The organism is Bacillus sp. CD3-5 (genome assembly GCF_006349665.1).
GTDB lineage: Bacteria > Bacillota > Bacilli > Bacillales > Bacillaceae_G > Bacillus_A > Bacillus_A paranthracis.
In genome coordinates this window covers 18,588-43,944 of record NZ_VEPX01000009.1, presented here as the reverse complement: position 1 = coordinate 43,944, position 25,357 = coordinate 18,588, and the positions used below count along the sequence as shown (strand labels likewise).

Sequence of the window (25,357 nt, the reverse complement as noted above, 5' to 3'; positions counted from 1 at the left end):
GGATAGTTTTTATTTACTTAATTGCTTCATGAACTTTTAGTTGTTTCCCTTTAATCGTTGTAGTCTTCATGACTTTCAAGACAAGTGGTCCTTTTCCATTTAATATTTCAACGTAAGAAACATTATCTTGTATCGTAATAATGCCTATATCTTCTGCTGTAATACCTTTAATTTTAGCGATTGTACCGACGAAATCTACCGCCCTAATTTTCTTTTTCTTCCCGCCATTAAAGTAAAGCTTCATAATGCCTTTGTTGATGTCTGCATTTTTATCTTTCTTTATAATTGGTTTAGCATGTATCTTTTCTTCAAATGCAGCTTTCCCTTTCATAACTTCTTCTTTTGAAGGTCCAATTGCCTTTGGAATTTCAAAGCCAATATACTCCTCAATCTCTTCTAAAAATCTATTTTCATATGGTGTTATAAATGTAATAGCTTTTCCACTATTTCCAGCTCGTCCCGTTCTTCCAGTACGATGTACATAGCTTTCTTTTTCAAGTGGAATATCATAATTAATAACATGTGTAATATTATCAATATCAATTCCCCTTGCAGCCACGTCTGTTGCTACTAAATAACGGAATTTTCCTTTTCTAAAATCATCCATGACCTCAAAACGATCTTCTTGTACCATACCGCCATGTATTTTGTCACAAGGATAGTTAGCTCGTTTTAATTGTCTATATACATGATCTACATTATCTTGTGTACGGCAGAAAATAATACAACTATCCGGATTCTCAATCGTTGTTACATCTTTAAGTAATGAAAGCTTCTCGTCTTCTATCACCTCAAAAAGAACATGTTCAATTTTATCCGTCGTAACCCCAGCCGCTTTAATTTCAATATGAGTTGGTGAATTCATATATGTACGAGACAATTTCTCAACATCTTCTGGGAGTGTTGCTGAAAATAACATTGTCATTCTTTTTGTAGGTAATTCATCAATAATTGCCTCTACTTGATCGATAAAGCCCATATTTAGCATCTCATCTGCTTCATCAATAACTAAATACTTCAAACACTCTAAAGAAAGGGTACCCTTCTCAATATGATCCAACACACGACCAGGAGTCCCAACTACAATATGTGTCTTTTGTTTTAATTCTAATTTTTGACGTGCAAATGGGGATTTCCCATAAACTGCCGCAGCTTTGATTCTTTTGAATCGACCTATATTTGTAATATCTTCTTTTACCTGTACCGCAAGCTCTCTCGTTGGTGTTAAAACTAATGCTTGTGGTTTATTCTCTTCCCACTCCACCATTTCACAAAGTGGAATACCAAATGAAGCTGTTTTTCCACTTCCCGTCTGGGACTTCACAACAAGATCCTTCTTTTGTAATGCGACTGGAATAACCTCACCTTGTACTTCTGTTGGATGATCATACCCTAACCCAGTAAGTGCCCTTACAATTTCTTTACTTAATTTATACTCAAAAAAAACTTTTCCACTCATATATTAACCTCATTTTATTCTGTATTATTTTCTTATTTATCTTTTGTATACGTTACTATCGCCCTACTTATTATACTTGAAACCTCACACAAAAAGATGGATTATGCCAGATTCATCTTTTTACATAGAAATAAACCTTATCATTTCATATATTGTTCAACTACTTGATAACATCTTTTGCTCGTATTGTTAGCATTAACCTTTTCATAGAATCCTACATCCACTCAAAAAAAAATAAAAAGAATACATACATCCTTGTGTAATCATCTTAATTTTCAAATCTTTTTATAGACGAACAATATAAACAAAAAAACGTTTTAAATTCGTTTTTAACGGTGTTTTTTAGATATAAAATCTACTTTTTAAAAAAACGTTAAGAAATCCTTTGACTTTTTAATGAAAACAATGTAAATTATCATATGGACGAACATTTTTTATTAATAAAAATAAAATATTCGTATTTTAGGGGTGTAAATGATGGAAAACGTATTCGACTATGAAGATATTCAATTAATTCCTGCAAAATGTATTGTGAACAGCCGCTCTGAATGTGATACAACTGTCACTTTAGGTAAACATAAATTTAAATTACCTGTCGTACCTGCAAATATGCAAACGATTATTGATGAAAGAATTGCAACGTATTTAGCTGAAAATAATTACTTCTATATCATGCATCGTTTCCAACCAGAGAAACGAATCTCATTCATTAGAGATATGCAATCACGTGGATTAATCGCTTCTATTAGCGTTGGTGTAAAAGAAGACGAGTATGAATTCGTACAACAATTAGCTGCTGAGCATCTTACGCCTGAATACATCACGATTGATATCGCGCATGGACATTCTAATGCTGTAATCAACATGATTCAACATATTAAAAAGCATTTACCAGAAAGCTTCGTTATCGCTGGAAACGTTGGAACTCCAGAAGCGGTAAGAGAATTAGAAAACGCTGGTGCTGACGCAACAAAAGTTGGTATTGGACCTGGTAAAGTTTGTATCACTAAAATTAAAACAGGATTTGGAACTGGCGGTTGGCAGCTAGCTGCACTTCGCTGGTGTGCAAAAGCTGCAAGTAAACCAATTATCGCTGACGGTGGTATTCGTACACATGGCGACGTAGCTAAATCTATTCGATTTGGGGCGACTATGGTTATGATCGGTTCTCTATTCGCTGGTCATGAAGAGTCTCCAGGGGAAACAATCGAAAAAGACGGCAAACTTTATAAAGAGTACTTCGGTTCAGCTTCTGAATTCCAAAAAGGTGAGAAGAAAAACGTTGAAGGTAAGAAAATGTTCGTTGAGCATAAAGGTTCTTTAGAAGACACTTTAATCGAAATGGAACAAGATCTTCAATCTTCTATCTCTTACGCTGGTGGAACAAAATTAGACTCTATTCGTACTGTAGATTATGTAGTCGTGAAAAACTCTATTTTCAACGGTGATAAAGTATATTAATTTTTAAATTTAACTCGAAGGACAAGCAGTTTTATGCTTGTCCTTCTTTTTCATATATAGAAATGTAAAATATTTTCATTTTACTGAATTTTCTAGTATCATGTTTTTAGATACTTATAATAAGGGGGATATAATATATGAAAGATGTAATTGAGAAACGCCATATTCGTGCAGAAGTTCCTACTGAATTAACATGGGACCTCTCTGATTTATACGAATCTGATAAAGAGTGGGAAACTGCATTACGTGTATTAACAGATGATATAAAAAAACTTGATGCGTTTAAAGGTCAATTACACACTAGCCCCACTATCTTATTACATTGCCTACTTTTAGAAGAAGAGCTTTTAATGAAGTTAACAAAACTATACTCCTACGCAAATTTAAAAGAATCTACCGACCGTACAAATCCAGTTATTCAAGCGAACTCTTCCAAAGTTGCTGCTTTATGGACGAAAGTACATACGGCGCTATCCTTTATTCATAATGAAATTCTCTCATTAGAAGAAGGCACAATTGAAAAATATTTAACTGAAGAAACAAAACTCGAACCTTTCCGTAAATCATTACTAGACATACTACAAAAAAGGCCGCACACGCTCTCTCCTGAAACTGAAGAAGCACTTGCTGCACTTGGCGAGGTACATAGTTCTCCATACAAAATTTACGGTATGACTAAATTAGCCGATATGGATTTTAACTCCATACAAGACGAACAAGGAAATGAACTTCCTGTCTCATTTGCATTATTTGAAAGTAAATATGAGTTTTCTCCAAGCGTAGACATACGCAGAAAGGCATACTCATCATTTGTGTCCACTTTGAAGCGATATAAAAATACCGTGGCAACAACATATGCTACCGAGGTCAAAAAACAAGTAACACTCTCTCGTTTACGCAAATTCGAATCTGTTACTCATATGCTTTTAGAACCTCAAAAAGTTCCACTTGAAATGTATAACAATCAACTCGATATTATTTATAAAGAATTGGCGCCTCATATGCGCCGTTTTGCAGATTTAAAAAAGAAAGTGTTAGGACTCGATCAAATGCTGTTCTGCGACTTACATGCACCTTTAGATCCCGAATTTAATCCAGCAATTACTTACGAAGAAGCTGGAAAACTCATTCAAGAATCTTTACAAGTACTTGGCGATGAATATAGTGCCATTATCGAAAAAGGATTCAAAGAAAGATGGGTCGACCTTGCAGATAACGTAGGCAAATCAACTGGGGCATTTTGTTCAAGTCCATACGGTTCTCATCCATACATTTTAATTACATGGCAAAATACGATGCGTGGCTGCTTCACATTAGCTCATGAATTTGGGCATGCTGGTCATTTTTATTTAGCAAATAAAAACCAGCGTATTATGAATGTACGTCCATCTATGTACTTTGTTGAAGCACCATCTACAATGAATGAATTACTATTAGCTCAGCATTTATTAGCGACCACTGACGATAAGAGAATGCGTAGATGGGTCATTCTGCAACTACTCGGCACATATTATCATAACTTTGTTACTCACTTACTTGAGGGAGAATATCAAAGAAGAGTATACAGCCTAGCAGAAGAAGATGGAGCACTTACAGCTACAACTTTAACTGAAATAAAAGCAAATGTACTTTCAACATTCTGGGGAGATTCCGTAGAAATTGATGAAGGTGCTGGCTTAACCTGGATGCGTCAACCTCATTATTATATGGGCTTATATTCTTACACATATTCCGCAGGCCTCACTGCATCTACTGCGGTGGCTCAAATGATTAAAGAAGAAGGACAACCTGCCGTTGATCGCTGGTTAGATGTACTTCGCGCTGGTGGTACGATGAAACCACTTGAATTAATGAAACATGCCGGAGTCGATATGTCAAAACCAGACGCAATCCGCAGGGCTGTTTCTTACGTTGGTTCCTTAATTGATGAATTAGAGCGCTCTTATCAAGAATAAAGTGAAACTTTAATCAGTGGGGGGTGTCCATCCCCCACTGATTATTAGCCCTCACCAATCGGGCTTTTACGGGCAGCCCGCTCCCTACCTAACTTCTTTGCTTCCGCTGAATTTTGAGGTGGGGATCTTACTGCCCGGCAAATAGCGGGATAAAAAATAAGCCCTCACTTTATGAGGGTTTATTTTTTATTTACTTTCCAAACCTTTTACGGTATCCACATTTTCTACATAGCTCTTCAACTGCAACTCTTCTCGAAAATCCATCAACAATGTTTGTTGCTCTTTCACCTTCTATAATGTTAGAGAATGAATCATTATTAATATTTCCAAGGTTAATAATCCCTTCACCATCTAAACAACAAGGAATAACCGTTCCGTTCGCTAAAATACCAGCTTGATTTCGAAGACCATGACAGAATCCTTTTCCATCATCCTCTTCTTCATGCAACGCTGGCCACTGGAATTCATAGTCTTGATTAATAAAGACGCGTTCGGCAATTTTTATACCTTTTCCTGGTGTAAGCTTCTCTTCAATTTGATAAGATAGATCAAACTCATTTTCAATGATGGATAATAACTCTCTATTTTTCTGGATTTCAGCATTCGTTTTATTATCCTGCGTTAAATTCCATAATCTTAGTGAAACAATTAAATCTGATTGGCTTGTTGCCTCTCTAATGAAGGAAAGTATACTTCTTACATACCCCTCTTTGTCTTGTGAGCCTGGGTGCCCATCAAAACTATGCAGTGAAAAATTCATTTGTCTTAAAGCAGGCTTATTTAACAATCTATGCCTTCTCTTATTAATTAACGTTCCGTTCGTTGTAATATTAACTTTAAACCCTTTTTCATGGCTTAAATCTAACAATTGATCTATTTTTGGATGCAGCAACGGCTCACCCTTCACGTGCAAATAAATGTAGTCTGTGTGTGGTTTAATTTGGTCTAACCTTTTTGCAAAATCCTCCACAGAAATGAATTGCTTCTGTCTTTCCGTCGGCGGACAAAAGCTGCACGCAAGATTACATACACTCGTAATCTCCAAGTAAAATTTCTTAAACTTCTTCACCTTTAACTCCTCACTTCTATGACTACTTATACTTTTTCCTCTTCATATTACAGCATACTTTTTTAGAAATAGAAACATACTTATTTTAGGAAATATAGAAAACGGCCACATCTGTAGCCGTTTGAATGTACTATTACTATTTATGATACGGTTCCCCACGATTAATACGAAACGCTCTATACACTTGCTCAAGCAATACTAATCGCATTAATTGGTGTGGTAACGTCATCTTTGAAAAAGAAAGTGATTCATTTGAACGCTTCATTACTTCTGAACTTAGTCCAAGTGATCCACCAATTACGAATGCAACTTTACTCTTCCCATATGTAGCAAGACGATCTAAGCTTACTGCAAATTCTTCTGATGATTTTTGCTTTCCTTCTATCGCTAACGCAATGACATGCGTATCATCAGAAATTTTATCTAGTATACGTATACCTTCTTTTTCTTTTACAATTAACATTTCTGCTTCACTTAAATTTTCTGGTGCCTTTTCATCTGGCAATTCAATTACTTCTACTTTTGCGTATGCAGATAATCGTTTTAAGTATTCTGCTATACCTTGTTTTAAATATTTTTCTTTTAATTTCCCAATTGAAATAATCGAGATATTCACACGTATTCCCCACCTTACAAACATGTTATCCACATAACTTATCCACATATCCACAATTGTTACCCACATATTGTGTGAGAATCTGTGTTCGATACAACATATGTCGCCTCATTTTGACAAAATTCACATGTTTTTTTCTCTTTTTCCGAGTTATCCACATTGTTAATAACCGGCGCGACTTCACACTCATCCACAATAATATCTAACGCTAATTCAACATGTTCTAAACAACAAGGTAAGTTCATATTCTTCACCTCACTTTTCTACAATAGAAAACAGGAGGTAGGCCCTCCTGTTTTTAATACTTTTGAATGCCTAGTTTAACCGTTGTTGTTGCTCGTTTTGTACCACGATAAAACGTAAGAGTCATTTTATCATTAATTTTTTTATCATATAAGGCCGTACGGAATCCGATAATATCGCGAACTGGTTTTCCATCTACTGCTACAATCACATCGTGTTCTCGCAAACCAGCATCTGTACCTGGCGAAGGACTTTTCACATCTAAAATGCAAACTCCCTCTGTTACATTGCCTGGTAAATGCAACGTTTTTGACCAATAGTAGTTTGGAATTTCATTTAATGATCTAAGTTCAATTCCAACATACGGTCTTCTTACTTTTCCGTACTTCTCTAATTCATTCATAATTGGAACAGCTCTAGTAACAGGAATAGCTAGTCCAATTCCTTCTACTTCTTTTGCCGCAATTTTCATTGAGTTAATACCAATTAATTGACCAGCTGCGTTTACAAGCGCCCCACCACTATTACCCGGATTAATTGCTGCGTCTGTTTGCAATACTTCTACTTGCCAATCATAATGTCCATCTTGATCTAAATCTACAGGGACAATACGCTCATTAGCCGAGATAATACCTTGTGTGACGGTTCCAGAAAATTGTAGCCCGAGCGGGTTTCCAATCGCAATGACTGGTTCTCCTCTACGAACAGTATTAGAATCGCCAATCTCAATTACTTTTTTCACATGCTTTGCATCTATCTCCAGTACAGCCAAATCTGTGACCACATCGGTTCCTAATACCTTTCCAGGGACCTTCTTACCATCACTTAAACTTACTTCAATACGATTTGCTCCAGCAACAACATGATTATTCGTTACAATATAAGCTTGACCATCTGTCTTCTTATAAATTACACCTGATCCCGTACCTGCTTCTGAATCTGCCTCTGAAAAATTATCTCGTTGAATATTAATAACTCCAACAACAGCTTCAGATGCACGATCAACAGCATCGACAAAGCTAATCTGTTTAATTCCTTGCGCTTGGGCCATATTACTTCCACTTGCTTCTGCTTGTGGAAACGCGCCTGCATCATTTGAAAACAAAGGAGCTCCAAATGCAAATAACGAAGCTCCTACAATTGTTCCAGCTATACTAGAAATAACAATACCTTTATGCTTCTTTTTTCTTGCACGTTTCATACGATAATTTTCTTCATCAATAAAGGACATATTTGTTCACCTATCTTCCTGAAAACAACTATATTCACCTTTATTGTTTACTAAAATGAAGAATTATACGTATTGAATTTTTGTCGGCATTTTTGGATCTGTATCGTGAATTTCGAAGGCTTCTCCTACTCCAAATCCCTTTTCCTCTAATACTTGTGATACTGACATACGTGCTAGTTCTTTCATGTTATTATCTAAACTTAAATGGGCTAAATAAATATGTTTTGTCTCATCTGTAATTACATCCGCCATCGCTAATGCAGCATCTTCATTACAAACGTGCCCCACATCACTTAAAATACGTCGTTTAATACTCCATGGATAACGTCCCATACGAAGCATTTCTACGTCATGATTACTTTCAAATACGAAAGCATTAGCTCCCTTAATAACACCTTTCATACGGTCACTCACGTACCCTGTATCTGTAATAAGGGCTAACTTTCTATTATTGTTATGAAAAGCATAGAACATCGGCTCTGCCGCATCATGAGACACCCCAAATGACTCGACCTCAATATCACCAAATGTTTTCACATCCCCAACTGAGAAAATAAACTTTTGCTCAGTTGGGATATTTCCTATTAAGTGTTCCATTGCATTCCATGTTTTCTCATTTGCATAAACAGGTAAATCATATTTACGTGCCAATACACCTAAGCCTTTAATATGGTCACTATGTTCATGTGTTACAAGAATACCCGATACATCATTTATATTTAATTCTGCCTGTTTAAATAAAGCCTCTGTTGCTTTACCACTTAAACCTGCATCGACAAGTAACTTCTTTTCATCTGTTCCTACATATAGCATATTCCCTGTACTTCCACTTGCAAGTACGCTAAAATGCAAACCCATTCTTTCTCACTCCAGTATGTTCATCAACCACTTGATTTTCCTTTTCCCCTAATTCCATAACTTGTCCTTCAATTGCATTTACAAAGAAGTCCTGCTTCTGCTCCGTCTTTAAGTTCCACGTTGGAGCAAGTACTTGGTTATTAGAAGTAGATGCGGTAAGGTTGGCATAACCAATTTGCGCTTCTTTTACATGTGTATTCCCATGAATTTTATTTTTTAAATACAGATTTTCTAAAGCGGTTTGGGCAGTAATAATTTCTTGCTGTTTCGTTTTTTCACTTTCGCCCATTTCTTTTAAATCTGTTAACATCGTCTGCGTGTACGACACAAGTTCATTTTTCTCATTTAATTCCACAACAATCATTGCCTGATCGTTATAGAAAATAGGCTTATCTTTATATTTTTGGAAGAAGTAAATTTTAGAGTCTTTCATCGCTCCAAACTCATACTTTTGTCCATCTAATACATAGTTCTTCAAAAAATCATTATACTTATCTTTTGATAAAGATTTTGTATTTAAAAAGGGCTCTTTTAGCTTACTTTCTATTTTGTACATATTTTGTATATGCGCCGTTTGATTTTTTAAAGACTGTATGTCTTCTTCTTTAAATGCCTTGTTTTCAGCCCTAATAAATGACTCTTTTTTCGGTTCTTTAGGGAAATTACCCATCGTAATTTTGTTTGCTTTTAATTCTTGATCTATCTTCGTTTCTGCAATAAGCTCCAATTGATTACTATCTTGCTTTTGAATGAATTGAAAAATGAGAAAGAGGTCCAAAACAAAAAAGGTCACAATAAATATGGTTTTAATCCGATCCCAATCCATTTAGTCCCCCCTCATTCCACTCATATATTTTTTGTTTGCCAGCTTCATCTTCAACAAACTTTACATACCAAATTGGCTGTAGTCGCGCTACTTGCCCATCTAGTGATAATTTGTATCCAATCCCAATGTCTTTAATGGATCTTTTATCTACCGCGGCATTATTTTCTAAGGATGCTATTACAACATGACCTGACGGAAGAGTAACCTTCTGCTCTATACCTTTCGTATTTAAAGAAAGCAACGGTCTTTCATATTCCATTACTTCTTCTGATCCCCATACTTGTCTCAATTCAGCTAATCCATCAGTATTGAATACGGGATATCCATCTTCCTGTAAGCGGAATACTGTCTGTCCTTTATTCATATAGTCCAAACGATATGAATCCAAACTCCCACTATGACCATTTACAAAATCAAAACTTTTTTGTAAAAGCATTAAATTATCTGGCTTTTTCTCACTTAAAACAGAAGAATTTTTATACTTTAGCATATGCTGATCATTTTCAATCTCCATAGACCTAATACCATCTGTAAATATTTCTTTCGATTGCTCGGTAATCGGGCTTAAATAACGTGGGTCACTAAAAAGAGCATTCTTAAATGTATCAACCGCCAAATTAGATGAAATATATGTTATATTACTTAATTCTGTCGTTCCATCTGGTAAAAATAGCTTTTTCATATCATTAATTTGATAGTCAAAATAAGGTTTCGCTGATACTATAAATTGATTTTGTGCATTTACAATATCTTTTAAATACACACCACTTAATTTTGCTTCATATATTCTAGAGTTATCACCATCGGAAACAAAATTAATTTTAATTTCTTGATCCCTACTTCTAGAAGGGTCAAGAATAATTCGATTAAAGTGTTTAGGCTTATCTATACTTTTTTCTTTCATACTAAACATAGATTTAACTGCATCAAATGGGATGTTGGTAGGGAAAATAAGTTCAATTTTCCCTTCACCATGCACATAAGAAAGAAAGTCAGCCTTAGCAATCGATATCTCTTTGAACTCATGTAATTCCCCTGCTTCCAAAGTTCTATAGATTGATTCTATATCTCCCTCTCTTTTGCTCCCGTAATGATTTTTATCTTTATGCACAATGATAGAAGTAGGGCGGACAACATCAGCGATTTTCGTTTGAGTATTTCCCTCATTCCCCTGTACAAATTTTGCGTTTTGCATAGATGTGGAATCTGGCACATACGTCCATAAGTTAAAAGTAAGAAATAGACTAATTACAACTAAATTAATTAAAACTATCGTTTTAACATTCTCCATACTCATTCCCATTCGTCCTCTTCATCTGCTGCCATAGGCAATGTGAAATAAATCGTTGTCCCTTTTCCTTCCTCACTCTTTGCCCAAATCGAGCCACCATGTGCCTCAATCATTTCTTTCGCAATTGCTAATCCAAGTCCTGTACCGCCCATTTGTCTTGAACGTGCTTTATCTACGCGATAAAAACGTTCAAAGATTTTATCGACGTTTTCTTTCGGAATACCCATTCCTTGATCACTTACACTAATCTCCAATAATTCTCCGCGATCACGTAAACGATATGTTACTGTTCCACCTTCTGGTGAATACTTTAATGCATTCGAAATAATGTTATACAATACTTGCGTAATTTTATCCGTATCCATATCAATAAATCGAGATTTTTTAGAGAAAGATCGTTTGAAGCTTACGTTTTGCTCTTTAGACATTTCAAAACGATCAATAATGTTATTAAAGAAGTCAGTAAAGTCGACCCATTCTTTCATTAAACGATGTTCTGTACTATCGAGTTTAGATAGTTGCAATAACGCATTTACAAGTCTAATCATTCTTTCTGTTTCTTCTTGTGTAACTGTTAAAAATTGTGGTGCAATATTTGGATCTTGCCACGCACCGTCTGTAAGTGCCTCTAAGTAACTGCGCATTGTCGTTAATGGCGTTCTTAATTCATGAGAGACGTTTGCTACAAACTCGCGTCGTTCTCTTTCTATACGCTCCTGCTCAGTCACATCATATAATACGGCAATTAAACCATTTGCTTTCCCTGTCTCTTTTTGAATAACAGAGAAACTAGCGCGTAAAATATATGGCTCATTTCTCGTACTAAAATCTAATAAAACAGAATCCGGCTCTTCGTATAAATGATCGAGCGTAAATTCTTCTTGTATTCCCAACACTTCTAAAACAGATTGATCGAGCGCCGTTTCACGCGAAACATTTAGCATCTTTTCCGCAGGATCATTTAATAAAATAATGTCCCCTTTTCGGTCAGTAGCAATTACTCCATCTGTCATATGTGATAATACGGATGACAATTTACGTCTTTCACTTTCTGTTGAAGAACGAGCTTGTTGTAATTTTTTTGATAAATTATTGAAAGATAATGCTAATTGTCCAATTTCATCATGGCTATGCACTTTTACTTTTCTTGAATAGTTTCCTTTTGCCATTTCAATTGCTTGTCTTCGCATATCAGAGATTGGTCTCGTAATCGTTTGAGCTAACAAAATTCCAAGTACAGCTGTTACGAGTAATGCAATAACGGTTCCGGTCGCAAAGATTTGATTAATATCCTTCATCTGCTTATAAACATCTTCCATGGATGCAACAACGTAAATAGCACCAAGTGCATCTTTGTTATTATCATCCATAATAGGAGTAATCATAACTTGTACACGGTGACCTGTACGACCATCCTTCTCAATTTTCACTTCTGGTTTTTTTTGTACCAATACCCGCTGAACAGCTATATCAGTTGACGTTCTATTTACCTTGTTTTGCTTTGACTCATCTGAAATAGCGAGCAGCTTTCTATTGGCATCAAATACACTTACCTCTTGAATATCCTTCTTTCGATCAGAGGCAAATTTTCGAATGGAAGTTTTAATCGTTTCACCTGTTGATTCTGTCTCTGCTTTTGTATAACTTTTTTTAAACTCTTGTTTCAAGTTATACGATAATAAGTTCGTTTGTTGCGTTAAAGAATCTCTAAAACCTTGTACAAGACTCTTTTCTAACTCTCTTACGAAATATACTCCAATAACTTGCATAGCTATCAATATTAATAGCATATATATGAGTACAAATTTTAAATGAATAGATTGAAAAAAACCGACTTTCTTCATATACTATTCCTGCTCTGGGTCACGCAAGTAATACCCTACTCCACGTCTAGTGACAATTAATGTAGGATGACTTGGATTATCTTCAATTTTTTCACGTAGACGACGTACTGTTACATCCACTGTACGTACATCTCCAAAATAGTCATAACCCCAAACTGTTTGCAATAAATGTTCACGTGTCATAACTTGTCCTAAATGTTTTGCTAAATAATGTAATAGCTCAAATTCACGGTGTGTAAGCTCAATATTTTCCTCACGTTTCGTTACACTATACGCATTTGGATTGATAACAATTGGTCCAATAACCATTTCCGTATTTTCTTCTTTTTCTGCCGCACCACCTTGCTGATGGCGACGTAAATTCGCCTTCACGCGAGCAAGTAATTCCCTCGTACTAAATGGCTTCGTTACATAATCATCTGCCCCAAGCTCAAGTCCTAATACTTTATCGATTTCAGAGTCCTTCGCTGTAAGCATAATAATCGGCATTTCTGAGCTTTTACGTATTTCCCGGCAAACCTCTAAGCCATCCTTACCTGGTAGCATAATATCTAATAAAACCATATCTGGTTGTTCTTCAGTTGCTTTTTCAATTGCTTCATCACCATCATGCGCCATTACAATTTCGAAACCTTCTTTTTCTAGGTTGAACTTCAAAATATCTGCAATCGGCTTTTCATCATCAACTACTAAAATTTTCTTTCCCATCATCGTTTATTTCCTCCTTATAAAGTGAAGCTTTAATTAGCCCTCACTAATTGGGCTTTCACGGGCAGCCCTCCCCCCACCTAACTTCTTTGCTTTCGCTGAATTTTAAAGTGGAGGCCTTACTGCCCATTAAATAGCGGGGTAAAAATATGGTCAATATCCCTAAACACATTGATGTCTACATAGTATGTCCCTATATGACCGCATCTTTTGCTTAAGTACTTTCTCCTCTATTCTCACAGACTCATGTATGATCCACTTTTACACGGAATCCTATACGATCTATAGAAAAACCTCTAGCTTCAACTGCTAGAGGCTCCTCATTCTATTTTAAAATAACTACTCAATTTTGTAAAATTACACAAATAAAAAGGATATTAAGTGGGCCCACTTAATATCCTGAGAGTGGCTCGGGACGGAATCGAACCGCCGACACGAGGATTTTCAGTCCTCTGCTCTACCGACTGAGCTACCGAGCCAAAACTATATATAAAACCACTAATGGTGGTATAAACAAAAGTGGCGGTCCCGACCGGGGTCGAACCGGCGATCTCCTGCGTGACAGGCAGGCATGTTAACCACTACACCACGGGACCAAAAATGAACATAAAAAAACATGACCCGTACGGGATTCGAACCCGTGTTACCGCCGTGAAAGGGCGGTGTCTTAACCACTTGACCAACGGGCCACGAAAAATAAAATGGTGAGCCATGAAGGACTCGAACCTTCGACCCTCTGATTAAAAGTCAGATGCTCTACCAACTGAGCTAATGGCTCATACTCACCAACGTCATATTTTCGTGACGACAAGATGTATCATAACATGTTTTATTTATTTTTTGCAATACCTTTTTTTATTTTTTATAAAAAACAAGAAAAAACTCATGCGGACATGAGTTTTTTCTTAAAAATATCAATTAAGCTTCGTATACGTTACGAACGATATTCGTTTGATTACGATCTGGTCCAACTGAGAACATAGATAATTGAATTCCTGTTAACTCAGAAACACGTTCTACGTATTTTCTTGCATTCTCAGGAAGTTCGTCTAATGATCTTACACCAGTAATATCTTCTGTCCAACCTGGAAGCTCTTCGTATACAGGCTCACATTTCGCTAAAATGTTTAAGTTTGCTGGAACTTCGTCGATAACTTCGCCATTGTATTTGTAAGCAACACAAATTTTAAGAGTTGGAATACCAGTTAGAACGTCGATAGAGTTTAATGATAAATCTGTTAAACCACTAACACGACGCGCATGTCTTACAACAACGCTATCAAACCAACCTACGCGGCGTGGACGACCAGTTGTCGTTCCATACTCACGACCAACTTCACGAATTTGATGACCAATTTCGTCATGAAGCTCAGTAGGGAACGGACCATCACCTACGCGGCTTGTATATGCTTTACATACACCTACAACGCGAGTAACTTTTGCAGGGCCAACTCCAGTTCCAACTGTTACACCACCAGCAATTGGGTTAGAAGATGTAACGAACGGATACGTACCGTGGTCGATATCAAGCATAACACCTTGTGCACCTTCAAATAATACACGGTGATTATTATCTAATGCATCATTTAATACAACAGACGTATCACACACATATTGCGCGATTTGTTGTCCGTACTCGAAGTACTCTTCGAAGATTTCTTCTACACTGAAACCTTCTGTATCGTACATTTTTTCAAACAAACGATTTTTTTGTGCTAAATTGCGCTCAAGCTTCTCTTTAAATGCTTCACGGTCTAAAAGATCAGCCATACGAATACCAATACGAGCAGCTTTGTCCATGTATGCAGGACCGATACCTTTTTTCGTTGTACCGATTTTGTTATCACCTTTACTTGCTTCTTCTAACTCATCTTGTTTTAAGTGATAAGGCAAAATAACGTGAGCACGGTTACTTACGCGTAAATTATCAGTACTTACACCACGATCGTGTAAGTATTTTAACTCTTCAAGTAATGCTTTCGGATCTACTACTAAGCCGTTTCCGATTACACAAATTTTCTCTTTATAGAAAATACCAGATGGAATTAAGTGTAATTTATATTTAACTCCGCCAAAAACAATTGTATGTCCTGCGTTATTTCCACCTTGATATCTTGCAACTACTTCCGCATGCTCAGAAAGAAAATCAGTGATTTTACCTTTTCCTTCGTCGCCCCATTGTGTTCCTACAACTACTACTGAAGACATTATTAAAGCACCTCCGCAATTTTCAAACGATCTATTCAAACAATATAATTGTACCAAAACCGAAAAAGAAGTCAACCAAAAAGCGAACATTTTTTTATCAAAAAACTTTTTCGTTCGTAAGAATTATATTTTCACACTATGAAAGCCTTATCTTTTCTATAAAAAAAAAGAAACACATCTTATTATAAGAAATGCGTTTCTTTTTTATACTATCGTTATGCCGGCGGCGCATGTCCATCTTCGAAACGACGTTCTAAGTTAACGAACTTATTGAACTCTTTAACGAATGCAAGCTCTACTGAGCCTACTGGACCATTACGCTGCTTTGCAATAATAATTTCAATCGTATTTTTATTTTCCGTTTCTCGGTCATAGTAATCTTCACGATATAGGAAGGCTACGATATCGGCATCCTGCTCGATACTTCCCGATTCACGAATATCAGACATCATCGGACGTTTATCTTGACGAGATTCTACACCACGAGATAACTGTGACAAGGCAATAACAGGAACTTGTAATTCACGCGCAATCCCTTTTAGTGTACGAGAAATCTCAGATACTTCCTGCTGACGGTTCTCTCCTGATTTCCCACTTCCTTGAATAAGCTGTAAGTAGTCAATCAAGATCATACCAAGACCCTGTTCTTGTTTTAATCTACGACATTTTGCTCGAATCTCATTTACTTTAATCCCCGGCGTATCATCAATATAAATACCAGCATTAGAAAGGCTACCCATTGCCATCGTTAATTTCGCCCAATCATCAGAAGTTAACGATCCGGTACGAAGTCTTTGTGCATCAATATTCCCTTCTGCACAAAGCATACGCATAACAAGCTGATCAGCACCCATCTCTAGACTAAAAATCGCTACATTTTCATCCGTTTTCGTCGCTACGTTTTGTGCGATATTTAATGAAAATGCCGTTTTACCTACCGACGGACGTGCCGCCACGATGATTAAATCATTTCGCTGAAACCCTGCCGTCATCTTATCTAATTCAGTAAATCCAGTTGGTATCCCGGTCACTTCACCTTTTTGATTATGCAAAAGTTCGATTTTATCGTAAGCATCTACAAGAACGTCTTTAATATTTTGGAATGCTTTCGCATTCGTCTGATGAGATACTTCTAATATTTTTTTCTCAGCCTCATTTAAAAGACCATCCACATCATCTTCTCTCTCATATCCATCAGACACAATATGAGTCGCCGTTCGAATTAAACGACGTAACAGAGCTTTTTCAGCGATGATTCTTGCATAATACTCTACGTTAGCGGCAGTCGGAACAACTTCTGCTAATTCTGCTAAGTAAGAAACCCCACCAACTTCTTCTAGTAATCCTTGATCAGCCATTGCTGACGTCATCATTACTAAGTCAATTGGCTCCCCCTTATCAGATAAACCAAGCATGACTTCAAAAATCTTTTGATGTTTCGTTCGATAAAATGAGTCAGGTACTAATAGTTCCGATGCCGATGTTAACGCATCCTGATCAATCAATATAGCACCTAAGACTGCCTGCTCAGCTTCTATATTATGCGGAGGGGTACGATCAGCCATTACATCACTCATACGCAATCCTCCTTGCTTAACTTAGTTTTATTGTTCACTAACATGAACTTTTACTGTTGCTGTTACTTGCGGATGCAATTTCACAGTAACGTTTGTATAGCCTAATGCACGAATTGCATCATCCATTTCAAATTTACGCTTATCAAGTTTAATATTGTGAGATTTTTGCATTGCATCTACGATTTGTTTACTTGTGATTGAACCGAATAGACGGCCGCCTTCTCCAGATTTAGCCTTTAATTCTACAGTTAGTTTCTCTAACGTTTCTTTTAATTGTTTTGCATTTTCAAGCTCTGCTGCTGCATCTTTTTCTTCTTTGCGCTTTTGAGCTTCTAAAGTTTTCATACTGCTATTCGTCGCTTCAGCAGCTAATCCTTGTTTTAGTAAGAAGTTATTTGCATAACCATCTGGTACGTTTTTTACTTCCCCTTTTTTCCCTTTACCTTTTACGTCTTTTAGAAAAATTACTTTCATGATTGTGTGCCTCCCTGTAAATAGTCATCAATAACAAATCGAAGCTTCTCCTCAGCTTCATCTACTGTAACATTTTTCATTTGTGTGGCTGCATTCGTTAAATGCCCGCCACCACCTAAGTTTTCCATAATTAGCTGCACATTCACTTCACCTAAAGACCTGCCGCTAATTCCAATGAAATTCTCGCCACGTTTTGCAATAACAAATGATGCAATAATTCCTGTCATTGTTAATAATGTGTCCGCTGATTGCGCAATAAGCACTTGATCGTAGTAATCATCGCTATCAACTTTTGCAATCGCAATTCCATTTTTATAAATGTACGCATTTTTAATAGCTTTTGCAACCCGTAAATACTGATCCATATCTTCTTTTAAAAGCTCTTGTACAAGTACAGTATCTGCACCGTGTGAGCGTAAATAAGAAGCAGCATCAAACGTACGAGCACCTGTCCGGAATGTAAAGCTTTTCGTATCAACAATAATACCTGCTAATAATGCTGTTGCTTCTAACATTGTCATTTTTAAATTTTTCGGTTGGTATTCAAGTAATTCCGTAACAAGTTCCGCCGTGGAAGAAGCGTATGGCTCCATGTAAACAAGCAATGGATCTTCAATAAAATCTTCTCCTCGGCGATGATGGTCAATAACAACTACATTTTCAATTTTGCGTAACAGCTTTTCTTCCATCACCATTGAAGGCTTATGCGTATCAACAACAACAAGTAATGAATCATCATTTGCAAATTCCATCGCTTGTTCTGGTGTAATAAAGTGAGACCATAACTCTTCATTTTGTTTCACTTTATCCATTAAACGCTTAATTCCCTTATCAGAATCATTTTCATCGAGCACAATATATCCTTTGCGCTCATTTAATTGCGCTACCTTTAAAATACCAATCGCAGCACCAATTGCGTCCATATCAGGAGCCCTATGCCCCATTATAATGACATTGCTACTTTCTAATACTAAATCCTTTAATGCATGTGAAATCACTCTAGCACGTACACGAGTACGTTTTTCCACCGGATTTGTCTTACCACCATAAAACTTAACTTTACCTGTCGCTTGTTTAATAGCTACTTGATCTCCACCACGCCCAAGCGCAAGGTCTAGACCTGATTGAGCCATCGCCCCAAGCTCGGATAAAGGTAAATCACCTGATCCAACACCTACACTTAATGTAAGTGGTATATTTCTTTTGGATGTTTCTTCACGTACTTGGTCTAAAATACTAAATTTCCCTTTCTCCATCTGCGCTAAAATACTTTCATTTAGTACAACGAAGAATCTTTCCGAAGATGCACGTTTTAAATATGCCCCATACTTAACGGCCCATTCATTTAGACGGGATGTCACAAGACTTGTTATATTCGTACGTAATTGATCATCTAATCCTTGTGTAACTTCATCATAATTATCTAAATAAATGACAGCTAAAACAGTACGTTGATCCTCGTACATCTTTTCAATCTCTGTTTGTTCTGTTACATCAAAGAAATAAATTAACTTTTCTTCTTTCCTTACAAAGACACGAAACTTTCGATTATTTAAAGAGACTATATCATCGGATGTTTCTCCCTTAATAAAAAGAAGTAACGTTTCTGATACATCATAAAGGTGCCATCCAGCTAATGCATGCTGCCCCAGACATGAAGATAAATAAGGATTTGCCCAATCAATCCCATAATCCTTATTGTATAACAAAATACCAATCGGCATCTGGTTAAATGCCTCATTACTCACTTTCTTTACCCTTGTAATCATATCTGTCGTATGTTTTTCAAAATTCTTTTGGAAAGTAAGTTCAAATCGTACAACAACAAAAAGGACGATACAAAAAATAAAGAAGGAGACTATCCCCATTAGTAAATGAAAATAACAGAGGATTGAAATGAGCACAAACACAAAAAATGCCAATACGTAAACAGGATATAAAAACCACTGTTTCTTATAAAATTCAGGCATGTATACAACTCCTATAAAGTAAAACTAACTTATCTTCCAGTTAGTTTTACAGATTAAAATAGTATAAGGAATATTATTTTATCCTCCTATTTTAGAACGCAATGAAATCCCTAAATCAATTATACCTAAGATTGTCACAAGAGGAAACAGCATCGGGATAAACATGCAGGCGATAAAACTAATAATAGGAACCCCTTTCGTAAAACCTTTGCTATGCGCTAAAAAAGTGATAAACGTCAGGCCTTGCAGCACTAGTAATAAAGCAAATATGACATATAGGTTAGAAAATACCATATGTAAATATGATGTCGGTTCTACTTTTATAAAAGTTGATAGCAAAATAAATATAACGTAATACCAAACAATACTCTTTGGTAATTGTATATCTTTGAACTTAGGCCAAGGTATAACATCATGCTTTAGCTTTCTTAAAGCACTACCTGATATTATTATGGTAATCCAAGAAAGACATACAGAAACCATCACAAGTATACTCGGGAATACCGCTTGTAATATATCATTCATTTGTACAAATAACTCTTTTTGCTCTTTACTAATCGGCATACCGGCAACACTTGCTATCTTTTCACTTTGCACTATGCTTTTATTAAACATATTTTGTATTTGCTTTATAAAATCTATGTTAAAAAACTTTATACTGGCAACATAAATTAGCATAATACTGATTAAGTATGCAAGTGAACCGGTTATTAAAATCTCCAATGGCTTTCTTTGTTTTTTATACATGCACCCTAAAACAATACCCATCAACCCAAATACGACCGTCTTTACTAGACCTATCGGCTGACTTACAAAAACAGCAATTAAAAATGCAGCCGTAAAAATTACAAATACATTCGATAATTTATATCTTATCGTTAACAATATAAATGGCAACGGCAACGCAAACGTTACAACTGTACCTAAAATCGGAACATACATAGATATAAACAATAACATTACATATATAGCCAACAACGCGGCTCCTTCAGTAATAAATCTCGCTTGCTTCACATTTTAACCTCTCTTTCAAAAAAGAAAAGCATAGCAAAATGCACAGTAGAGTCCGACTCTACTGTGCATTTCATACGCTATTATTCACCAACATATGGTAAAAGTGCCATTTGACGAGCACGTTTAATTGCAACTGTAAGTTTGCGTTGGTATTTTGCGCTTGTTCCTGTTACACGACGAGGTAAAATTTTACCACGCTCAGAAACGAAACGTTTTAATAAATCAACATCTTTATAATCGATGCGAGTGATGCCGTTAGCTGTGAAGAAACACACCTTACGACGTTTCGCACGTCCACCTTTGCGTCCTGCCATGTCTATTTCCCTCCATTCTTTGTTAAAACTAACAAATTTACTGTATTAGAACGGTAAATCGTCGTCGGAAATGTCGATCGGTTGACCTACATTTGAAAATGGATCGTCATTCTTCGTAAATCCAGAGTTACCTTGGTTACCTGAATTACTAGATTGACCAAATGGGTTAGAGCCTTGGTTACCGAAACCAGCTCCTGATGGTTGCTGATTAAATGAACCGCGTTGCTCCCCACCGCCATTACGCGGCTCTAAAAATTGTACGCTTTCCGCAAGAACTTCTGTTACGTATACACGTTTACCATCTTGTCCCTCGTAATTACGAGTTTGAAGACGCCCATCTACGCCTGCTAAGCTACCTTTTTTCAAATAATTTGCTACGTTTTCTGCTTGTTTACGCCATATAACACAATTAATAAAGTCAGCTTCACGCTCACCTTGTTGATTGGCAAATGCGCGATTCACAGCTAACGTAAAAGTAGCTACTGCAACACCATTGGGCGTGTAACGTAAGTCAGGGTCCTTAGTTAAACGACCAACGAGGATAACACGATTCATCAATCGAACCACTCTCCCTTATATATCAATTATTTTTCTTCTTCTTTAACAACGATATGACGAAGGATGTCTTCGTTGATCTTAGCTAAACGGTCGAATTCGTTAATCGCTTCTGCGTTAGATTTCACGTTTAAGATCATGTAGAAACCTTCACGTAAGTCGTTGATTTCGTAAGCTAAACGACGCTTACCCCACTCTTTCGTGTTAATGATTTCTGCACCATTGTTTGTTAAAACACCTGCAAAACGTTCAACTAAAGCTTTTTGAGCTTCTTCTTCAACGCCAGGACGAATGATGTACATAATTTCGTACTTTCTCATTACACTTTCACCTCCTTTTGGTCTAAACGGCCCATAATGGGCAAGGAGCAATTAATTTTTAGTAATTACTCACGAGTTTAGATTATATCATAGTAAGTTAGATGAATCAACTCACCCATACATAAAAAACTTGGCAAACATATAATATATTTGCCAAGCTCATATCTTTATTTTTCCTAGGAAATATTAAATTAAACGTTGAAACGGAAGTGCATAACATCTCCGTCTTTTACGATATACTCTTTTCCTTCTAAACGAACTTTACCAGCTTCTTTTGCAGCTGTCATAGAACCGTTTGTCATTAAGTCTTCGTAAGAAACTGTTTCTGCACGAATAAATCCACGCTCAAAGTCTGTATGAATTACACCAGCACATTGTGGTGCTTTCATACCTTGTTTGAATGTCCATGCACGTACTTCTTGTACACCAGCTGTGAAATAAGTAGCAAGTCCTAATAAATCATATGCAGCACGAATTAATTGATCTAAACCAGATTCTTCAATGCCTAGTTCTTCAAGGAATACCTTTTTCTCTTCTTCGTCTAACTCAGCGATTTCTGATTCGATTTTTGCACATACAACAATTACTTGAGAATTTTCATTTGCAGCAAATTCTTTTACCATTTGTACGTATTTGTTTTCAGAAGGATCGATTACATCGTCCTCGCTTACGTTTGCTACGTATAACATTTCTTTCGTTGTCAATAAATGAAGACCTTTCACAATCTTCATTTGCTCTTCTGTAAATTCAACGGTACGAGCTGGTTTTCCCTCTTCGAAAGCTTCTTTTAAACGTACTAAAATTTCATGTTCATATACTGCTTCTTTATCTTTTTGTCTTGCTAATTTCGCAACACGTTCGATACGTTTATCAACTGATTCTAAATCGGCTAAGATTAGTTCTAGGTTGATTGTTTCAATATCATCAATTGGATCTACTTTCCCTGAAACGTGCGTAATATTTTCGTCTTCAAAACAACGAACAACTTGGCAAATTGCATCTACTTGGCGAATGTGAGATAAGAATTTATTTCCTAAACCTTCGCCTTTACTAGCACCTTTTACGATACCTGCAATATCAGTAAACTCAAATACAGTCGGAACAGTTTTTTTCGGTTCTACTAATTCCGTTAATTTATTTAAACGCTCATCTGGTACTTCTACAATTCCTACGTTTGGATCAATTGTACAGAATGGATAGTTTGCAGATTCTGCTCCTGCTTGTGTAATTGCATTAAATAAAGTGGACTTCCCTACGTTAGGTAATCCAACAATCCCAGCCGTTAATCCCATATTTTTCACTCCTATGTCTCAATCTTTCATCATTATAGATAGTAACGAAAAAAATGACAAGTTTCCTCCAAACGAAAAAAAGTAACAGCTACCCACTGCAACTGTTACTTTCTCTCTATTCTTCGTGCTTCACAAGTATTTTTTTTACCTTACGATCGAACTCTCTTCGAGGAATCATTACTGAATGGTCACATCCCTCGCACTTAATGCGGATATCCATTCCCATACGAATAATCTTCCAACGATTCTCCCCACATGGGTGGGCTTTCTTCATTTCCACAACATCATACAAGTTATACTGCTTTTGCTCCATTCTCCAAACCCCTCTCCATACTAAATTGCTTTTTCACTCACTAATTCTTCACGATTATATAAAACCATACGTGGATATGGAATTTCAATACCATGTAAATCTAGACGATTTTTAATTTCTTTACGAAGTGCCCTTGCAATAACTGCATGTTGCATTGGCTCTACTTCAGCAATAACACGTAGTATAACTTCTGAAGCAGCTAATGTTTGTACACCTAACAACTGAGGTGTTGTTACCATTTGTTCATACTTTGCAGGTAATTCCTCTAATAACTCTTCAATGACTTGCTCTGCTTTTGCAATATCCGCCTCATATGAAATAGATACATCCACAAATGCTACACTATTACTTACCGAGAAGTTCGTAACTTGAACAATACTTCCATTTGGTAAAGTATGAATTTCACCTGTCCAACTTTTTACTTTTGTTGTACGAAGTCCAATTTCTAAAACGACACCTTCAAACTGCCCAATTCTTACATAGTCACCTACTGAAAATTGATCTTCTAGCAAGATAAATAATCCTGTAATAACATCTTTCACTAAACTTTGAGCACCAAATCCGACTGCTAAACCAATTACCCCAGCACCGGCTAATAAACCTGATGCATTAATATCGAACACACCTAAAATCGCAATTAACATAATAAACATAACAACGTATGCCACAATATTCTCAAGTAATTTTGCTACTGTAACTGTACGACGTTCTGAAATTTGAATTGGAGAACGACTTCCCATGCGAAACGCATTTCGTACAACCGCTCTTGCAATTCGTACTACAATTGCACCAATTGTTAAAATGATACATATTTTTAATGTCGCAATTCCAATATGAGCCCAACGATCAGCATCTAATAAATACTGTCTCGTAGCATTAAACCACTTCGTTAATAAATCCATGTACCTCTACCTCTCCAGCCAAAATTTCTTTTTAGTTATCCTTCTTATTGTATCAGAAGTCTCCTAATTGCTGAAAAAATTTTATGTCTTTAATTACATTTATTAACTTCCGTGCAGGTATAAAATGGAACGAATATATATATACTAGTACTATTATTTCCGTTCTCACTTAAGTTTTACAGCAAGTACGCACTTATAGTTTTCCATTTTACTCACCATATAACATATTTTGAAAATTTATTAAAAGGATGGGTGCTTCATGAATATTGGAAGTTTTCGCTTACCTTTTTTCGAAAAAGAAACTCAAAACGTTATGCACCAAGATTTAGAAGCCTCTGAGACAATTAGTAACTTCTTACTTTCCCACATCCCTATTAAGACTCATATACCAATTATTCTCGTTTGTATCGGAACAGATCGTTCTACAGGCGATGCACTCGGGCCATTAGTCGGTACGAAACTAGAACAAGTAGGAATTACAAACTTCCAAGTGTTCGGCACACTAGATGAACCAGTACATGCGCTAAATTTAGAAGAAAAAATTCAGAATATACAGAAAGATAATCCTACTTCATTTATAATTGCGGTTGATGCTTGTTTAGGAAAATCTCAAAATATCGGTTCCATCACTACCGGAATGGGACCTAGTAAACCTGGAGCTGCGATGAATAAGAAATTACCAGCAGTTGGTGATTTACATATTCATGGCATCGTAAATCTAAATGGTTTTATGGAGTTTTTCGTCCTGCAAAATACAAGATTAAGTTTAGTTATGAAAATGGCTGACGTAATTGCACAAAGCATAATAGAAACAGACCAAAAATTATCTGTATTAAAAAAAGCAAACCATCTATAAA

Annotated in this window: 24 protein-coding genes and 4 tRNA genes; 3 read left to right on the top strand and 25 right to left on the bottom strand. The window is 36.3% G+C overall.

Going from position 1 to position 25,357, the window contains the following annotated elements:
* Positions 1-13 precede the first annotated feature (13 nt).
* On the bottom strand, positions 14-1,459 hold the full coding sequence (locus tag FH036_RS17455; RefSeq protein ID WP_000015592.1) for a DEAD/DEAH box helicase: 1,446 nt from the start codon (positions 1,457-1,459) through the stop codon (positions 14-16).
* A gap of 477 nt (positions 1,460-1,936) precedes the next feature.
* On the opposite strand from FH036_RS17455, the gene guaC reads away from it, so the two are divergent.
* Positions 1,937-2,920: a GMP reductase gene (gene guaC / locus FH036_RS17450; RefSeq protein ID WP_000432434.1), complete on the top strand. Its 984-nt coding sequence runs from the start codon at positions 1,937-1,939 to the stop codon at positions 2,918-2,920.
* Between the two features lie 137 nt (positions 2,921-3,057).
* A complete protein-coding gene (gene pepF / locus FH036_RS17445; protein WP_139896028.1) occupies positions 3,058-4,875 on the top strand; it encodes an oligoendopeptidase F in 1,818 nt (605 codons plus the stop codon).
* A 190-nt stretch (positions 4,876-5,065) separates the two neighbouring features.
* On the opposite strand, the gene FH036_RS17440 is transcribed toward pepF, so the two are convergent.
* The 24 genes from FH036_RS17440 to FH036_RS17325 form a co-directional block, all read right to left on the bottom strand.
* The gene (locus FH036_RS17440; protein ID WP_000713634.1) at positions 5,066-5,944 is read right to left on the bottom strand and encodes a radical SAM/SPASM domain-containing protein; all 879 of its coding nucleotides are present in this window, start codon (positions 5,942-5,944) and stop codon (positions 5,066-5,068) included.
* A gap of 136 nt (positions 5,945-6,080) precedes the next feature.
* On the bottom strand, positions 6,081-6,560 hold the full coding sequence (gene rlmH / locus FH036_RS17435) for a 23S rRNA (pseudouridine(1915)-N(3))-methyltransferase RlmH (protein ID WP_001027003.1): 480 nt from the start codon (positions 6,558-6,560) through the stop codon (positions 6,081-6,083).
* 59 nt (positions 6,561-6,619) lie between these two features.
* Complete coding sequence (locus tag FH036_RS17430) at positions 6,620-6,805, bottom strand: CxxH/CxxC protein (protein ID WP_001052827.1); 186 nt, start codon at positions 6,803-6,805, stop codon at positions 6,620-6,622.
* A gap of 53 nt (positions 6,806-6,858) precedes the next feature.
* Positions 6,859-8,034 (bottom strand): S1C family serine protease, encoded by a 1,176-nt coding sequence (locus tag FH036_RS17425; protein ID WP_000008038.1) that lies wholly within the window; start codon positions 8,032-8,034, stop codon positions 6,859-6,861.
* A gap of 63 nt (positions 8,035-8,097) precedes the next feature.
* Positions 8,098-8,892 (bottom strand): MBL fold metallo-hydrolase, encoded by a 795-nt coding sequence (locus FH036_RS17420; RefSeq protein ID WP_000522836.1) that lies wholly within the window; start codon positions 8,890-8,892, stop codon positions 8,098-8,100.
* Positions 8,876-9,718: a two-component system regulatory protein YycI gene (locus FH036_RS17415; protein ID WP_000383723.1), complete on the bottom strand. Its 843-nt coding sequence runs from the start codon at positions 9,716-9,718 to the stop codon at positions 8,876-8,878. Before FH036_RS17415 ends, FH036_RS17420 begins: the two co-directional genes overlap by 17 nt.
* The gene (locus tag FH036_RS17410; protein ID WP_014481804.1) at positions 9,699-11,015 is read right to left on the bottom strand and encodes a YycH family regulatory protein; all 1,317 of its coding nucleotides are present in this window, start codon (positions 11,013-11,015) and stop codon (positions 9,699-9,701) included. The genes FH036_RS17415 and FH036_RS17410 overlap by 20 nt, the downstream gene beginning before the upstream one ends.
* On the bottom strand, positions 11,012-12,853 hold the full coding sequence (walK, locus tag FH036_RS17405; protein WP_000755380.1) for a cell wall metabolism sensor histidine kinase WalK: 1,842 nt from the start codon (positions 12,851-12,853) through the stop codon (positions 11,012-11,014). The genes FH036_RS17410 and walK overlap by 4 nt, the downstream gene beginning before the upstream one ends.
* A gap of 3 nt (positions 12,854-12,856) precedes the next feature.
* Complete coding sequence (walR, locus tag FH036_RS17400; protein ID WP_000971872.1) at positions 12,857-13,564, bottom strand: cell wall metabolism DNA-binding response regulator WalR; 708 nt, start codon at positions 13,562-13,564, stop codon at positions 12,857-12,859.
* A 403-nt stretch (positions 13,565-13,967) separates the two neighbouring features.
* Positions 13,968-14,040 (bottom strand) — tRNA-Phe (locus tag FH036_RS17395).
* A 41-nt stretch (positions 14,041-14,081) separates the two neighbouring features.
* Positions 14,082-14,157 (bottom strand) — tRNA-Asp (locus FH036_RS17390).
* 21 nt (positions 14,158-14,178) lie between these two features.
* A tRNA-Glu gene (locus tag FH036_RS17385) sits at positions 14,179-14,250 on the bottom strand.
* A 13-nt stretch (positions 14,251-14,263) separates the two neighbouring features.
* Positions 14,264-14,339: transfer RNA gene (locus FH036_RS17380), tRNA-Lys, on the bottom strand.
* 140 nt (positions 14,340-14,479) lie between these two features.
* Positions 14,480-15,769 (bottom strand): adenylosuccinate synthase, encoded by a 1,290-nt coding sequence (locus FH036_RS17375; RefSeq protein WP_000100224.1) that lies wholly within the window; start codon positions 15,767-15,769, stop codon positions 14,480-14,482.
* Positions 15,770-15,984: 215 nt separating this feature from the next.
* Entirely contained in the window at positions 15,985-17,346 is a 1,362-nt protein-coding gene (gene dnaB, locus FH036_RS17370) for a replicative DNA helicase (protein ID WP_001286244.1), read from the bottom strand.
* Positions 17,347-17,373: 27 nt separating this feature from the next.
* A complete protein-coding gene (gene rplI, locus FH036_RS17365) occupies positions 17,374-17,820 on the bottom strand; it encodes a 50S ribosomal protein L9 (protein ID WP_000864231.1) in 447 nt (148 codons plus the stop codon).
* On the bottom strand, positions 17,817-19,790 hold the full coding sequence (locus FH036_RS17360) for a DHH family phosphoesterase (protein ID WP_001113897.1): 1,974 nt from the start codon (positions 19,788-19,790) through the stop codon (positions 17,817-17,819). The genes rplI and FH036_RS17360 overlap by 4 nt, the downstream gene beginning before the upstream one ends.
* Positions 19,791-19,868: 78 nt before the next feature.
* On the bottom strand, positions 19,869-20,804 hold the full coding sequence (locus FH036_RS17355) for a YybS family protein (RefSeq protein ID WP_000806428.1): 936 nt from the start codon (positions 20,802-20,804) through the stop codon (positions 19,869-19,871).
* An 80-nt stretch (positions 20,805-20,884) separates the two neighbouring features.
* Complete coding sequence (gene rpsR / locus FH036_RS17350) at positions 20,885-21,118, bottom strand: 30S ribosomal protein S18 (RefSeq protein ID WP_000918873.1); 234 nt, start codon at positions 21,116-21,118, stop codon at positions 20,885-20,887.
* Between the two features lie 45 nt (positions 21,119-21,163).
* Positions 21,164-21,676, bottom strand: a complete 513-nt coding sequence (gene ssb / locus FH036_RS17345) for a single-stranded DNA-binding protein (protein ID WP_000981966.1) — start codon at positions 21,674-21,676, stop codon at positions 21,164-21,166.
* Positions 21,677-21,702: 26 nt separating this feature from the next.
* The gene (rpsF, locus tag FH036_RS17340; protein WP_001233778.1) at positions 21,703-21,993 is read right to left on the bottom strand and encodes a 30S ribosomal protein S6; all 291 of its coding nucleotides are present in this window, start codon (positions 21,991-21,993) and stop codon (positions 21,703-21,705) included.
* 191 nt (positions 21,994-22,184) lie between these two features.
* Complete coding sequence (gene ychF, locus FH036_RS17335; protein ID WP_000524669.1) at positions 22,185-23,285, bottom strand: redox-regulated ATPase YchF; 1,101 nt, start codon at positions 23,283-23,285, stop codon at positions 22,185-22,187.
* A gap of 115 nt (positions 23,286-23,400) precedes the next feature.
* Positions 23,401-23,598 carry a DUF951 domain-containing protein gene (locus tag FH036_RS17330; RefSeq protein WP_000436051.1) on the bottom strand — a complete coding sequence of 66 codons (198 nt, stop codon included), beginning with the start codon at positions 23,596-23,598 and terminating at the stop codon, positions 23,401-23,403.
* Positions 23,599-23,618: 20 nt separating this feature from the next.
* Positions 23,619-24,500, bottom strand: coding sequence for a mechanosensitive ion channel family protein (locus FH036_RS17325; RefSeq protein WP_000365107.1), 882 nt, complete (start codon positions 24,498-24,500; stop codon positions 23,619-23,621).
* A 259-nt stretch (positions 24,501-24,759) separates the two neighbouring features.
* On the opposite strand from FH036_RS17325, the gene yyaC reads away from it, so the two are divergent.
* On the top strand, positions 24,760-25,356 hold the full coding sequence (gene yyaC / locus FH036_RS17320; RefSeq protein WP_001020728.1) for a spore protease YyaC: 597 nt from the start codon (positions 24,760-24,762) through the stop codon (positions 25,354-25,356).
* Position 25,357 lies beyond the last annotated feature (1 nt).